General features: G+C 64.6%; 12 protein-coding genes. 6 read left to right on the plus strand and 6 right to left on the minus strand.

All coding sequences use genetic code 11. From position 1 onward, the window contains the following. The first annotated feature begins 163 nt into the window (after window positions 1-163). The 5 genes from recA to miaA all read left to right on the plus strand — a co-directional run bounded on the left by recA (window position 164) and on the right by miaA (window position 8,027). Window positions 164-1,252 carry a recombinase RecA gene (gene recA, locus ACQY5K_RS18290; protein ID WP_428118349.1) on the plus strand — a complete coding sequence of 363 codons (1,089 nt, stop codon included), beginning with the start codon at window positions 164-166 and terminating at the stop codon, window positions 1,250-1,252. A 134-nt stretch (window positions 1,253-1,386) separates the two neighbouring features. Then, window positions 1,387-3,621, plus strand: a complete 2,235-nt coding sequence (locus tag ACQY5K_RS18295) for a cell wall-binding repeat-containing protein (RefSeq protein ID WP_428118351.1) — start codon at window positions 1,387-1,389, stop codon at window positions 3,619-3,621. Window positions 3,622-3,766: 145 nt separating this feature from the next. Then, window positions 3,767-5,539, plus strand: coding sequence for a flavin-containing monooxygenase (locus tag ACQY5K_RS18300; RefSeq protein WP_428118354.1), 1,773 nt, complete (start codon window positions 3,767-3,769; stop codon window positions 5,537-5,539). Window positions 5,540-5,590: 51 nt separating this feature from the next. After that, a complete protein-coding gene (locus ACQY5K_RS18305; RefSeq protein WP_428118357.1) occupies window positions 5,591-7,063 on the plus strand; it encodes a MiaB/RimO family radical SAM methylthiotransferase in 1,473 nt (490 codons plus the stop codon). Between the two features lie 10 nt (window positions 7,064-7,073). Further along, a complete protein-coding gene (gene miaA / locus ACQY5K_RS18310) occupies window positions 7,074-8,027 on the plus strand; it encodes a tRNA (adenosine(37)-N6)-dimethylallyltransferase MiaA (RefSeq protein ID WP_428118360.1) in 954 nt (317 codons plus the stop codon). A 39-nt stretch (window positions 8,028-8,066) separates the two neighbouring features. Here the strand turns inward: miaA and ACQY5K_RS18315 are convergent, their stop codons facing one another. Further along, entirely contained in the window at window positions 8,067-9,236 is a 1,170-nt protein-coding gene (locus ACQY5K_RS18315; protein ID WP_428118363.1) for an aminotransferase class I/II-fold pyridoxal phosphate-dependent enzyme, read from the minus strand. A gap of 34 nt (window positions 9,237-9,270) precedes the next feature. Between ACQY5K_RS18315 and ACQY5K_RS18320 the strand changes: the two genes are divergently transcribed. Continuing rightward, entirely contained in the window at window positions 9,271-9,792 is a 522-nt protein-coding gene (locus ACQY5K_RS18320; protein WP_428118366.1) for a DUF4328 domain-containing protein, read from the plus strand. Here the strand turns inward: ACQY5K_RS18320 and ACQY5K_RS18325 are convergent. The 5 genes from ACQY5K_RS18325 to ACQY5K_RS18345 all read right to left on the minus strand — a co-directional run bounded on the left by ACQY5K_RS18325 (window position 9,780) and on the right by ACQY5K_RS18345 (window position 13,719). Next, window positions 9,780-10,043, minus strand: a complete 264-nt coding sequence (locus ACQY5K_RS18325; RefSeq protein ID WP_428118369.1) for a type II toxin-antitoxin system RelE family toxin — start codon at window positions 10,041-10,043, stop codon at window positions 9,780-9,782. The two genes, ACQY5K_RS18320 and ACQY5K_RS18325, sit on opposite strands and share 13 nt — an antisense overlap. Then, window positions 10,040-10,291 carry a type II toxin-antitoxin system Phd/YefM family antitoxin gene (locus tag ACQY5K_RS18330; protein WP_419920594.1) on the minus strand — a complete coding sequence of 84 codons (252 nt, stop codon included), beginning with the start codon at window positions 10,289-10,291 and terminating at the stop codon, window positions 10,040-10,042. The genes ACQY5K_RS18325 and ACQY5K_RS18330 overlap by 4 nt, the downstream gene beginning before the upstream one ends. Before the next feature lie 23 nt (window positions 10,292-10,314). Continuing rightward, window positions 10,315-11,688 (minus strand): GTPase HflX, encoded by a 1,374-nt coding sequence (hflX, locus tag ACQY5K_RS18335; protein WP_428118372.1) that lies wholly within the window; start codon window positions 11,686-11,688, stop codon window positions 10,315-10,317. Next, the gene (gene dapF / locus ACQY5K_RS18340; protein WP_428118375.1) at window positions 11,688-12,695 is read right to left on the minus strand and encodes a diaminopimelate epimerase; all 1,008 of its coding nucleotides are present in this window, start codon (window positions 12,693-12,695) and stop codon (window positions 11,688-11,690) included. The genes hflX and dapF overlap by 1 nt, the downstream gene beginning before the upstream one ends. Before the next feature lie 64 nt (window positions 12,696-12,759). Further along, entirely contained in the window at window positions 12,760-13,719 is a 960-nt protein-coding gene (locus ACQY5K_RS18345) for an SDR family oxidoreductase (RefSeq protein WP_419920895.1), read from the minus strand. Between the last annotated feature and the right edge of the window lie 29 nt (window positions 13,720-13,748).

Consider the following 13,748-nt stretch of genomic DNA (forward strand, 5'->3'; position numbering starts at 1 on the left):
GCCGAAGCGTGAAGATCACACCGAAAGCGTGACGGGTGTCACGGCTTCCAAGGGAGTTCGACCCACAGAAAACGACCCGAAAGTTGTCACACCCCGCTCCTACGGTGCCTCACAGACGGCATCGCACACCGGGTGCGGCCGACGGGTGTCCTAGGAGGACGACATGGACAAGCACGACGCGGAACGAGAACGAGCACTGGACATGACGCTCACGCAGATTCGTCGCCAATTCGGCGACGGATCAGTGATGAAGATGGGCGATAAGCACCACATGAAGGTCGAGGCGATCTCGTCCGGCAGCCTCGCCATCGACCTGGCGCTGGGCATCGGCGGCTTTCCCCGCGGCCGCGTGGTGGAGGTGTACGGGCCTGAGGCGTCGGGCAAGTCGACGCTGGCCATGCATCTTGTCGCCGAAGCGCAGCGCACCGGGGGCATCTGCGCCTACGTCGATGCCGAGCACGCCATGGATCCGCTGTACGCAAAGAACATCGGCGTCGACGTGGACGAACTGCTGATCTCCCAGCCCGACACCGGCGAGCAGGCGCTCGAGATCACCGACATGCTGATCCGCTCGGGCGCGATCGACGTAGTGGTGATCGACTCGGTGGCCGCGCTCACCCCTCGTGCCGAGATCGAGGGCGAGATGGGCGACCACCATGTCGGCCTGCAGGCGCGTCTCATGTCCCAGGCACTGCGCAAGCTCACCGCCAACCTCAGCAGGACCAAGACGATCTGCGTGTTCATCAATCAGCTGCGAGAGAAGATCGGCGTGATGTTCGGCAGCCCTGAGACCACGTCGGGTGGTCGGGCACTGAAGTTCTACTCAACGGTGCGCATCGACATCCGCCGCATCGAGGCCATCAAGATCGAAGGCGAAGTCGTGGGCGGACGCACACGCGTCAAGATCGTCAAGAACAAGGTGGCGCCGCCGTTCCGCCAAGCTGAGTTCGACATCATGTACGGACATGGCATCAGCCGCGAGGGCTCGCTGCTCGACGTGGGCGTCGAGCACGGCATCGTGAAGAAGTCCGGGGCTTGGTACACCTACGAAGGCGAGCAACTTGGCCAGGGCCGCGAGAACGCCAAGAAGTTCTTGATCGCGAACCCAGAAATCACCGTCGAGATCGACGGCCGGATCCGCTCGACGCTCGGCATCGGGGTCGACGCTGAGCCCGCCGACAGCGATGCCGACGTGCTCGACCGCCTTGACGAAGTGCAGGCGGAGCGAGCTGAGGGTGCCAGCGTCGACTGAGCAAATCGGCACGTTCCTACAGGGGTTGACTAGTCTCGCAACCTACGGATGAGTGATTCGATGCTCTTGTATTCAAGTGCTGCAATAACGCGTGCTGTGCCGGGCATGCAAGTACGAGCACAAGGACGATATTCGTGGGGCAACCAGGCGGGTGCAGACGGTGCAAGTTCGTTCGTGCCGTCACCGCGGTTGGGATAGCGGCCCTTCTTGCAACGTTCGCCCAGCCAGCCAGCGCACTCGCATCTGCCCCTGAGATTCGTCGAGCAAGCGGATCGTCGGTTTACGAGATCGCCGCGAAGGTTGCTGGGGTCACATGCGACTCGAAGGTCGGCTCGCACAGCATCGCACTCGCCTCCGGTGAGAATTGGCCCGACGCGCTCGCCGGATCAGCGCTAGATCGACCACTACTGCTGACCACACAGGCATTCCTGCCTGCGCCGACACGTGCGTACCTAGATCCGTGCCGAGATCATCCCAAGGCGAAAGTAATCATCTTGGGAGGCCAGGCGGCGGTGTCCACTACCGTCGAACAGGATCTCCGCGACATGGGATTCCGGGTCGATCGGATTGCCGGCGCCGATCGCTACGAGACAGCACATCGGGTTGCCCGGCTGTTCGCGCGTAACGAACTCCCGACTGTATACCTGGCATCAGGCAAGAACTATGCCGATGCCGTTGCCGCTGCGCCGAGCGTGAGCCGCGAGACGCCGCTCATCTTGACGGCACCCGGTTCTCTGCACGTTCAGGCGCGGCAATTCCTGACTGCGGAAGACCGGTCAATCGGGGGTGTGACCATTCTTGGCGGGAATGCAGCCGTTTCCGAGACCGTTGAAGACGAAATTCGCTCGCTAGGTCTCGTGACTCGCCGCATCGCCGGTGCCGACCGGTACGAAACGGCGGCATTGATTGCTCGTGAATCGTTTGGAGTACCAGGTTGTCATCCAGTCCGCGATGTCGCAGTTGCGAGTGGCACTTCTCCTTACGGCGGGCTCGCGGCTTCGGCTGTTCGCGGGCCGTGCCAGCCGCTGCTGCTGGCGCCGAAGGCAAGTCACGACGTTCCGGCATCTTTGGTGTCTTTCGGGAAGGCATGGAGACTCTCGGTCGGAGACTTGGCAAACGCATTCGTCACCGGTATCGGATCGGTGAACCAGGTGCCAGATAAGGCGCTCGCAGCCGTGGCGACAGGTTCCCCACCCGAGCCAACATCGGAGATTGACAGCGACGGCCAGCACGGCGCTGCCGATTGGGAGCAGCTCGCAGCATCGGTAGTGCAGGTGGTGTGCCTAAACGCTGCGGGTACCCCGCAGAGCCACGGCTCCGGCTTTGTCGCCGGAAATGGACGGCAAGTTGTCACGAATCACCACGTCGTCGTCAATGACCGTCATCGCGTATGTTCGGGCATCAACGTCCGCGTTGGCGGCACGTTCAGCACTGCTCCGATTCGTTCGGTCAATGCAACCGTCGTGCGCTCGACCCGAGGCCGCGACCTCGCGTTGCTGTCATTGGATTCTTCGGGAGCGCCACTTCCAGCGCTTGATATCGCCGCAGTCACACCAAAGGCGGGTGACGCGATCACGGTGTTGGGCTACCCAGGCGTCGGCGGAGACACCCTGACGCTGACCACGGGCCGCTACTCGGGCACGACCCGCGTCGACGGGCGGGAGTGGATCAAGACCGATGCCCAGATCGCGCCAGGCAGCAGCGGAGGCCCGGCTTTCGACGCGCAGGGTCGCCTCGTCGGCGTGCCCACGGCGGTCAATCCGATCACGTTCTCCGATGCAGCGGACATCGTCGGAACGCTCGGCCTGCTGGTGCCCGCTGCCGATGTGGCCTTACTGCTCGACGGCACGCTGGGCGGCGCGGTCGAGGCTGATGCAATCGGCGACGGTGAATGGCTCCGCGACTTCACAACGAACGGTCGTGATCCTTACGTCGCCCTGCTGGCAGAAGCCCAGGACCACTCGATGACGGGTCTCTATGCCGATGTGGAGCCCGGGCTATTTGTCTTTTGCAATGACTACGTGGAGATCGATTTTTGGTGGCCTGTGACTCAGGGCTGGGGCCAAGGGCCCTATATCGCCGGGCAGATCGACTATCGAAATCGCGACAGGAACGGCCGAGTGCCGGTGGGCTACCGCATCGGCGGTGAACATAGCGAATTCCAGGTCGACCTATGGTGGCCGACCATCGACAACAAGGGCTTCATCTCTGGGGATCGCGGCGCCCATTTCGTATCAACCCTGCTCGCGGGCTCAGGTTCCCTGGTGCTCGGCTGGACCAACTTCGACGACACCGCCGAGATCATCGTGTTCCCGTCGATGGACGGCTTCTCCAGCGCTTACGAACATCTCGAAATGCACTGCAACTGAGGCAGTCGGCGCACGCGAACTCGTTGGCCCTGGAAGTGACTGCGGGCATCAACTCGAGCGGCTCCGCGCCGCATGGCGGCGTTGCCCTAGCCTGATCCGGTCATTGACAAACGGGGCGATTCGGTCTCGGATCGGGGAGCGACGGGTGGCGCAGAAGACCGACAAGCCGCAGAACGTCTTCAACTTCGACTACTCCCGCGACGCCGACGGGCGTCCGCCGCAGTCGTACTACGACGACATCAAGGAACGGTTTGCCCAAGAGCGCGACCTGCGGCTGGGCTACCGGCCGCCAGGGACACAGCTCTACACCTCAGACTTGACTGGAGAGCTTGCTCAGTACGCGGAGGATCCCTACGCCGCCGAGCGGATCGAGCGCCCGCCGGTGCACGATGACGTCGAAGTTCTGTTCATCGGCGGCGGTTTCTCGGCGCTGCTGACGTCGGCCCGGCTCCGCCAGAAGGGCGTCGAGAGCATTCGCATCGTCGAGCGCGGTGCCGATGTCGGGGGCACCTGGTACTGGAACCGCTACCCCGGCGTGGCGTGCGATGTCGTCTCCTACGACTACTTGCCACTGCTCGACGAGACCGGCTATGTGCCGTCTCGGCACTACGCGACCGGCGACGAGATCTTCGAGTACTGCCGGATGATCGCCCGCAAGTACAGCCTCTACGACCTGGCGATGTTCCAGACCACCGTCACCTCGACCGTCTGGGACGGCGACGCAGAAGTGTGGCGCATCCGCACCGACCGAGGCGACGAGATCAGCGCTCAATTCGTCATCTGCGCCAATGGCACGCTTGCCAAGCCGAAGTTGGCTGTGATCAACGGACTCGAGGACTTCGCCGGCCACTCGTTTCACACGTCGCGGTGGGATTACGACTACACCGGCGTCAACCTCGAATGTCTCCGCGACAAGCGGGTGGGCATCATCGGCACGGGCGCGACCGCGGTCCAGGCCATCCCGCAGCTAGGGGAGATGGCCAAAGAGCTCTATGTCTTCCAGCGCACACCCTCGTCGATCGACATCCGCGACGACTGGGAGACCGATCCCGAATGGGCCACAAAGCTCAAGCCCGGCTGGCAGGCGCGCCGGCGAGAGCGCGCTATGGCGGGGCCGCGCCTGAGCGAGCAACAAAGGGCGCGCCGGGCGGCCATGCCGCGCGAGGAGAAGATCCGACGCCAGGAGAACGCCAACATCGACGCGATGATGCGCATCCATCGACGTATCGACGAGGTCGTGGAAGACCCTGACATGGCCGAGGCGCTCAAGCCTTGGTACATGCTCATGTGCAAGCGGCCCTGCTTTCACAACGACTACCTGCCGACGTTCAACCGTGCGAACGTGCATCTGGTCGACACCAAAGGCAAGGGCATCACCCAGATCACCGAGGCGGGGCCGCTCTTCGACGGTGTCCAGTACGAGGTGGACCTGCTCATCTATGCCACGGGCTTCGAAGTGCAGCAGACCGGCATCTACAACCAGATTGTGGGCGAGAGCGGCCTCGAGCTGAACGATAAGTACTCAAACGGCATCCGCACGCTGCTGGGGATCCACTCCGCCGGCTATCCGAACCTGTTCGTCATGGGCGGCTACCAGGCGTTCTTTGCGTTCAACCTGACCGACGTGCTCAACAGCCAAGGCGAGCACATTGCAGAGTGCATCGATTTTGTGCGCAGCAACGACCTTCGGTCCATCGACTGCCTGCCCGACGCCGAGGAGTGGTGGGTGCAGCAAGTGATCGCGAATCGACACAAGACCACCCGCAACCGCGATTGCACTCCCGGCTACTACAACTTCGAGGGTGCCGAGAATCGCCGCCAGGACGGCAACTTCAACGGCAATATCAACCAGTACCTGGGTTTCATGTCGCACGCTCGCGACAACATGTCGGAGAACTTCGCCTTCACCCACCGTTGACGGCGTTTCTTGCTGACTGTTGCTCCCGAGCGCGCCCGTAGCCTTGACGGCGTGGAGGACAGCGGCAGCGGCGCCAAGCGCAGTTACTTCGTGCGCACCTACGGGTGCCAGATGAATGAGCACGATTCCGAGCGCATCGCTGGGTTGCTCGAATCCGACGACATGGTCCAAGCGCCGTCGATGGCCGAAGCGGACGTGATCGTGCTGAACACCTGCTGCATCCGCGAGAACGCCGACAACAAGCTCTACGGCCAGCTGGGAAATCTCAAGCGACTCAAGGACGAGCGGCCCGACGTGCAGATCGCCGTCGCAGGGTGCCTGGCTCAAAAGGACCAGGAACTCGTGCGTCAGCGGGCTCCGCACGTCGATGTCGTCTTCGGCACCCACAACGTCGCCAGCGCCGCCGATCTCCTCGCAAAGGCTCGGATCTCAGGTCCGGTGACTGAGATCTTGGCGGAGTCCGACGAATTCCCTTCCGCACTGCCGGTTCGGCGCGACGCACAGCACGCGGCGTGGGTCACCATCCAGATCGGCTGCGACAACAGCTGCGCGTTCTGCATCGTGCCGTCGGTGCGCGGACGAGAGATCTCCCGGCCATTCGGCGAGTTGCTCGCCGAGGTGCACTCGCTGGCCGCCGATGGCGTCACCGAAGTGACCCTGCTGGGCCAGAACGTCAACAGCTACGGCCGCGATCTGGCGCTTGCGATGCGCCGCACCGACACCGCAGGCCCAGACGATGCGGCCTGGCGAGCCGGCGACGCCTGGGCGAGCGGCCGCCGCTCGGCTCGGCCGCTGTTCGCCGACCTGTTGCGGGCTGTGGGCGACGTCGACGGCATCGAGCGAGTGCGATTCACCAGTCCGCACCCCAAGGACCTGCGCGCTGATGTCATTGCGGCCATGGCGCAGACGCCGGCCGTGTGCGAGCACCTGCACCTGCCGCTGCAATCGGGCAGCGACGATGTGCTGGCTGCAATGCATCGCGGCTACACCGCTTCCCGCTACATGGAGAAGCTGGCTGCGGCCCGCACCGCCGTGGATGACCTGGCCGTCAGCACCGACATCATCGTGGGCTTCCCCGGCGAGACCGAGGCCGATTTTGCTGCGACGCTCGAAGTTGCGGCGGAGGTTCGCTACGACAGCGCCTTCACGTTCGTGTTCTCGCCCCGACCCGGCACCGAGGCCGCAGAGTCAGCCGACCGTTTCGTTCCCTCAGTCGTCACGGCCGAGCGCATGGAGCGCCTGCGCGCCGTCATCGAACGATCAGCGCGGCTGGGAAACGAGTCCCGCATCGGCCGTATCGAGGAGGTCGTCGTCGAGGGTCCGTCCAAGCGCGACCCGACGATGCTCACCGGCCGCACCCGCCAGAACCGCCTCGTCCATTTTGCGTCGCCAGAAGCGTTGCGAGCAGGTGCCTACGCCCGCGTGCGGGTGCGCCGCGCCGCCACGTTTCACCTCATCGGCGAGTTGGTCGAGGTCACCGCAGCGGCACGACATCGCACTCGCATCCCTGTCGCAGCCCTCTGAGGTCGGCGCGATGGGCGGCGAAGCTGTCCCGCTGCCGCTGGCAATCGTCGGCCCGACGGCCTCCGGCAAGTCGGCCCTCGCTCTCGAACTGGCGCGGCGACAACGCGATTGCGACACGGCGACGAGTTCCGTCGAGTTGCTGTCCGCCGACTCGATGCAGGTTTACCGGCGCATGGACATCGGCACAGCCAAGCCGAGCGCCGCTGAACAGGCCGAGACCCGGCACCACCTCATCGATCTTGTCGAGCCATCCGAACGCTTCACCGTCGTCGACTACGCGTCTGCCTTCGAGACCGCAATGGCTGACATCACGGCCCGAGGCGCTACGCCGATGTTGGTCGGCGGAACAGGTCTGTACCTCCGGGCTGTCGTCGACGGTCTGAGGCCGCCGCCGGAATTCGCTGAGATCGCCGCCGAGCTCGAAGCCGAGGCCACAGCCTTCGGACCCGGTGACGGGGCAACTGCACTGCACGCGCGGCTTGCCGGGCTCGACCCGCTTGCCGCGTCGCGAATGGAAGCGACCAATCAGCGGCGCATCGTGCGGGCACTGTCGGTCTGCCTGGGCACCGGGCTGCCGTTCTCGTCATTCGGGCCGGGCTTGTCGACCTACGCGCCAGCTCCGTACCGCTTTGTGGGCATTGAGATCGACCGAGACGAGCTAGACGAACGCATCGAGCAGCGCTACCGACACCAGCTCGAGGCCGGCTTTGTCGATGAAGTCCACGGTCTCGCCGGAGCGGACCTGTCCCGTACCGCTTCCCAGGCACTCGGCTACAAGGAGCTGCTCGCGCACGTGACGTGGGAATGCTCGCTCGACGAGGCGATCGAACTCGCTGTCGCTCGCACTCGTCGCTTCGCCCGCCGCCAGCAGCGGTGGTTTTCCCGTGATCCCCGAATCACGTGGATTCCCGCTGGCGACGTATCGGAGATGGCTGACCGAATAGGCCAACTTCAGCCTTGGTGAGTTCGATCAAGACTTGAGCTTCAAGTACAACTTGAATGTTTAGCGGAGTCGGGATTCCACCATGTCGAGGGTGTCGTCAGTCAGCACAGCGGCGACGCGTACAAAGCCCGCAGCGTCGGCACCGTAGAACTCGCCAGGCGACACGAGGATGCCGACCTCTGCCAGCAGCAGTCGCGTGAATGCCCATGCGTCACGATCGGGAGCGGAAGCCCACAGGTAGAAACCGCCACCGGGCATGTCCGGCTCGGGGCCGAAGCGGCCCACGATACGAGCGAGCCGTTCGAGACGTGATCGGTAGCGATGGCGTTGCACCTCGACATGGGCGTGATCGGCGAGAGCGGCAACGGCGGCTGCCTGGGCGGGCCCAGGCACCATGAAGCCCGCGTGTTTGCGGATTTCTCTCAGGTAGTGCACCAAATCGGGATCACCCGCGTAGAACCCGACTCGTACCCCGGCCAGATTGGAGCGCTTGGACAGCGAGTGCACCGCCACGACGCCCTCGACATCGGCGCGCACAGCGGAGCCATCAGACTGACCGTCGAGACCCGGTGCAGCCGGCGACAGGATCGTGCGCGGCGGACCGTCCCAGGTGAACTCGGCATAGCACTCGTCGCTGAAGACCGGAACGCCCCGCTCGCGTCCCCACTGCGCGGCAGCGGTGAGGTCGTCGAGTCCGCCCGCCGGGTTGCCGGGAGTGTTGACCCACAGCACCAGCGCCCGCTCGGCATCGTCGTCGGAGATCGCATCCAGCTGGATCGACCATTGCTCATCGGCTGGCACGGCAACCGCCCGGCAGCCGGCCAGCTCGGCGCCCATCGCATAGCTCGGGTAGCTGACGGCGGGGTACAGCACCGTGTCGCGCCCGGGTCGTCGCAGTCGCAGCCACTGAGGCAGCCCGGCCACAAACTCCTTTGAGCCGATCGTCGCCGCAATCTCGGTCGCCGGATCGACCTGCACGCCGAGACGTCGCTCGCACCACAGCGCGGCGGACTCGCGAAATTCGGGGGTACCGATCGACGGGGGATAGCCCCGCTCGGTGTCCGAGCCGCCCAACGCGGCGAGCACTGCGGGGTGGGACGGGTCTATCGGTGTCCCGATTGACAGGTCCACCAATCCGCCGGAATGTCGATCCGCCAGCGGCTTCAGCTCGTCGAGTCGGTCATATGGATACGGCGGCGGGACGAACCCGCTGCCATCTCGGCCATTCACCGCACCATCATCGCTTACCCGGCCAGATGCGCGTGTGTCACAGTGGCGAGCGATCCGCATATGGGCAGATTGGGAACAGCGAAACGACGCCCATACCGACTCCGAGGACGAGGCGACCAACCTAGGCGCAGGTGTCGACAGTGGCGTGTCGCGTCATCTGACCTTGTGGCTGCAGCAGGGCCTGCTGGGGGCCTACCTCGTCGTGATCCCGCCGAAGGTTCTGTCTGAAATCCACCGCATTGCGATGGCCGAGCACCGCGACGGCAGGGTCAACAGCAGTTGGACCGAGGTCCCAACGTCACGAATCCTGGTGGCGTGGTGGCTGGCGTTCGCCTACGCCACCGTTGCCGGGGGCATCAGCAGATCCGTCATCGAAGGCGAGGGCGTCATTCCTCGGGGCAGCCGTGTCGCGACCGTGCAGACGGCCTGTGCGTGGTCAGCGAGCGCAAACTTCGTCCAGGTCGCCACCGCTGCGTTGGCCATCGTGTTCGTACGACAGGTCGGCAGTCGACTGCAATCAGATGTCCGTCTCGGCCGGTTCAGTCAGGGCCGATAGACGTCGCGGCGATGGCCGACACGGACTACCTGGACCACCAAGCGGTCGTCAACGACTTCATAGACGATGCGGTAGTCACCGACTCGGACCCGGTAGACGGAGTCCTCGTCGGCGAGAGCGACGCAGCCCGGGGGACGGGGCTCGTCGGCGAGCAGGTCCACCGCTACGCGAACGCGCAATTGCTCTCGGCGTGGCAGGCGCGCGATCGATTTCACGGCTCGGCGTGCGATCTCGACCTTGTATTGGCTCACCCAAGTCCCAGCTCGGCCTTGACCTCGTCCCAAGGCACGTAGTCGTCTTCGGCGCGTGCGGCGTCGAGCTCACGGCGGTCCTGCTGATCGTCCGCGCTGTCGACGAGTCGGTCGAAAGCCTCCGGGCCCAAGATCACTGCCACCCTGCGGCCACGCCGTGTCACCGTGACCGGCTCGCCCGACCGACGGGAGTCCTCGATCACTTCGGCCAGCCGATTTCGTACCTCGCTGACTGCAACCTCTGTCATGTACGAATCGTACATATGAAAGGTCACTTCAGTGGAGCGTCTTCTCGTTCCGAGCCCAGCGTCACGAATTCTGCGAACACGCTGCGCGAAACATCGTCCAAACGTGCGTGGACGACGGTGCCGTTGTCGTCGTGCGTCTCCGAGAGAACTTCGCCTTCGCGGTGCACTGCTGCGAGCGCGTCGCCGCGCGCGTAGGGAATTCGCAGTTCGGTGACCTCGGTGAGGTGCCTGAGCCGGTCCCCGACAGCCAGCAATAGCTCCTCAACGCCGTTGCCGCTGTTCGCCGAGATCGCATGCGAGCCCTCGTAGTGCTCGAGCAGTTGCCGCACCGTTGCGTCGTCGACCTCGTCGCATTTGTTGAACGAGATGAGTTCGTCGACATCGCCGGCACCGATCTCTCGCAGCACCGCGCGGACAACGTCGATGTGCATCTCGGGTTCGGCAGCCGATGCGTCCACCAGATGCAGCAGCAGGTCGGCTTCAGCGACCTCCTCAAGCGTGGACATGAATGCCTCCACCAGCGAGGTCGGCAGCTTCTTGATGAACCCGACCGTGTCGGTGACCAGCACCGTCTCGCCGCCAGGCAGCGGCAGCCGCCGGGTGGTGGCGTCGAGCGTGGCGAACAGTCGGTCTTCGATGAGGACGTCGGCTCCAGTCAGGGACCGCAGCAGAGTGGATTTGCCCGCATTCGTGTAGCCCACGATCGCCACGGTGTGGTAGCGGGACCGCCGCCGCGATTTTCGCTGGTTCAGCCGGGTCCGCCGCAGACCGCGCAAGTCCTTCTCCAGCCGAGCAAGGCGCCGCTGGATCCGCCGGCGATCAACTTCAAGCTTGGTCTCGCCCGGTCCCCGGGTGCCGATCCCGCCGGCCTGCTGGGACAGCTGCCGCCCCCGGCCCCGTAGGCGCGGCAGCCGGTAGCGCAGCTGGGCAAGCTCCACCTGCGCCTTGCCTTCGAGCGTCGTGGCGTTCTGAGCGAAGATGTCGAGGATGACCGCGGTGCGGTCCAGCGCCGTGCGCCCCAGGATCCGCTCCAGGTTGAACTGCTGCGCCGGGCTCAGCTCGTCGTCGAACACCACGGTGTCGGCATCGTGTTCGACCGAGGCATCCAGAATCTCATCCGCCTTGCCGCGCCCGACAAACGTCGCGGGATCGGGCGCATCCCGACGCTGCACGATGCGGTCCACCGAGTCCGCCCCGGCGGTGTCCACCAGTCGCTCAAGTTCGTCAAGGTTGGCATCAACCTCGTCGCTCGTCCGCTCCGCCAACTGCACCCCCACAAGCACGATCTGCTCCCGAAACGCCCGATCAATAAGCCCAGACTCAGCGCCCCCAAACTCCCCAAAACCCCCCCGATGGCTCTCGTCCGACGGCCCCGCCGGCCTTTCAGAATCCGCCATCAAGCATCCAACCACGGCCCGCGCAACGGCCACTCAATGTCGGCGACATGCTCGACGAAGAGCTGCAGTTGGGGGTGTCCCGTGAGTCCCGCCTGCGCGACAGTCGCGCTACCGCCGGGCATGATCACCTCGGTCCAAGCGTCATGTCTTACGAGGCCCCATTCACGCGCTCGAATTGCGGCCACGACCGCTCCAGTCCCGCAAGCGTCGGTCACTCCAGCACCGCGCTCAAATACGCGCATGCCGAGGCTGGAGGACGGCGTGCCTTCCGCGTGGCATTCATCTACGAGTGGCCAAACGAACTCCACATTGATGCCGTCTGAGAAGTAAGCCTGATACTGCGAACCGAGTTCACGCACATCCGCTTCGTCGAGGCGATGGCTCGTGGCGATGACCAAGTGCGGGTTTCCCACATCGCCTGTGGCTCGAGGCGATTCGCCAAAGCGTTGTGTTATGAGGTCATTCAAAGCTGGGACGATGTCCGGTTCTGGAACGACGATGGGCATATCGACGTCGACATTCTCGTCATGTGGCTGGATCAAGCCGTCGTCGGTCTCATAGAACGCATGTCGCCACGAGACCGTTCTCGGACCAGCATCGGTCTCGACAGCAATGTCGAGGTGCGCTACCTGCGGCTGCCCTATGGCTTGAGCCCACGGATCTCGGGAGCGAGCGAGTGCGTTCGCCAGACAAGCGGAACCGTTCCCACTGACTTCGGCCCGGGAGCCATCGGAGTTGTAGAGAACCATCTGGACTCGGGCCTTGCCGTGTAGGAAGGGATCGCCGCCAACTGCGCTCTCGCTTGACGTCGGCTCGGAAAAGGATGCGTCGATTCCGAGCAACAAGCCATCGGCTCCCACACCGGTTCGCCGGTTGCAGATTTCCTTCGCCAGATCGGACCAGCGGAGGGGCCGCGCGTCAAAGGCGGCCTTCTCCTTGCCGCTCAACAGAGCGATGAGAAAGTCGTTGCCAAGGCCGTGGTGCTTGGTGAGCTGCAACGTCTCCACCGCTCCATTCTCACACCTCGCCGCTCCAAAGCACGTACGAAATTCACCGAAGCACCCACCCCGCCTACTCAGTAGCGACGCGCTTGCCAAACCCCTTGAAAGTGTCACCAATCGAAGTAGCCACCGAAGCCAGCTTGGATCGCCCATCACCGAGCCGCGGCGCAATGTCCGTCAGCCCGTCAACCGTCCAGCGCCCATCCGCAGCGATGATGTCGTCGTTCGACAGCGACCAACCTTGGTACAGCCCCACCTCGTTGCCGCCGACGTGGAACACGCCGCCGGTGAACGGGCAGCTCTCCATGCCGAGGTACGCCACGAGCGGGCTGATGTTGGCCGGGTCGTACAGGTCGAACTTGGCCGGATCGTCCGGTGCGCGCACCACCTCTTCGAGGCCCGGCGTCTGCAGGGTGAGCCGCGTGCGCGCGATCGGCGCTAGGCAGTTCACCCGCACGCCGTAGCGGGCCAGCTCGCCGGCAGCGACGAGCGTCATCGCAGCGATGCCGGCCTTGGCGCCCGAGTAGTTGAGCTGGCCGAGATTGCCGAGCATGGCGCCCGAGGCGGTGTTGATGACCGAGCCGCTGACTTCCTTGCCGGCCTTGGACTGCTCGCGCCAGTAGGCGGCGGCCCAGCGGGTGGGGCAGAAATGCCCTTTCATGTGGACGTCGACGACCGCGTCCCATTCGGGCTCGGTCATGTTGACCACAACTCGGTCGCGCAGGATGCCGGCATTGTTCACGAGCACGTGCAGGTCGCCGAAGGCTTCGACGGCCTGGTTCACCATGCGCTGAGCGCCCTCCCAGTCGGTGACGTTGTCACCGTTGGCGACAGCCTCACCGCCCATGGCTTCGATCTCAGCGACAACTTCGTCGGCGGGACCCTGGTCGGCTCCGGTTCCGTCGGCGGTGCCGCCGAGGTCGTTGACGACGATCTTCGCCCCTTCGGAGGCCATCAGCAGCGCGTGTTCGCGCCCGATGCCGCGGCCTGCGCCGGTGATGAGGACGACACGTCCGTCGAGTGCACCCATGTTGATCTCCCGTTTGGTCATGAGCCCAT

Source organism: Candidatus Poriferisodalis sp., from assembly GCF_965262965.1.
Taxonomy (GTDB): domain Bacteria; phylum Actinomycetota; class Acidimicrobiia; order Acidimicrobiales; family Poriferisodalaceae; genus Poriferisodalis.

What these genes read in the sequence shown, in the direction of transcription:
- ACQY5K_RS18330 (WP_419920594.1), bottom strand. Translation starts at nt 10,291, where the DNA reads ATGACAGAGGTTGCAGTCAGCGAGGTACGAAATCGGCTGGCCGAAGTG.
- hflX (WP_428118372.1), bottom strand. Translation starts at nt 11,688, where the DNA reads ATGGCGGATTCTGAAAGGCCGGCGGGGCCGTCGGACGAGAGCCATCGG.
- ACQY5K_RS18345 (WP_419920895.1), bottom strand. Translation starts at nt 13,719, where the DNA reads ATGGGTGCACTCGACGGACGTGTCGTCCTCATCACCGGCGCAGGCCGC.
- recA (WP_428118349.1), top strand. Translation starts at nt 164, where the DNA reads ATGGACAAGCACGACGCGGAACGAGAACGAGCACTGGACATGACGCTC.
- miaA (WP_428118360.1), top strand. Translation starts at nt 7,074, where the DNA reads ATGGGCGGCGAAGCTGTCCCGCTGCCGCTGGCAATCGTCGGCCCGACG.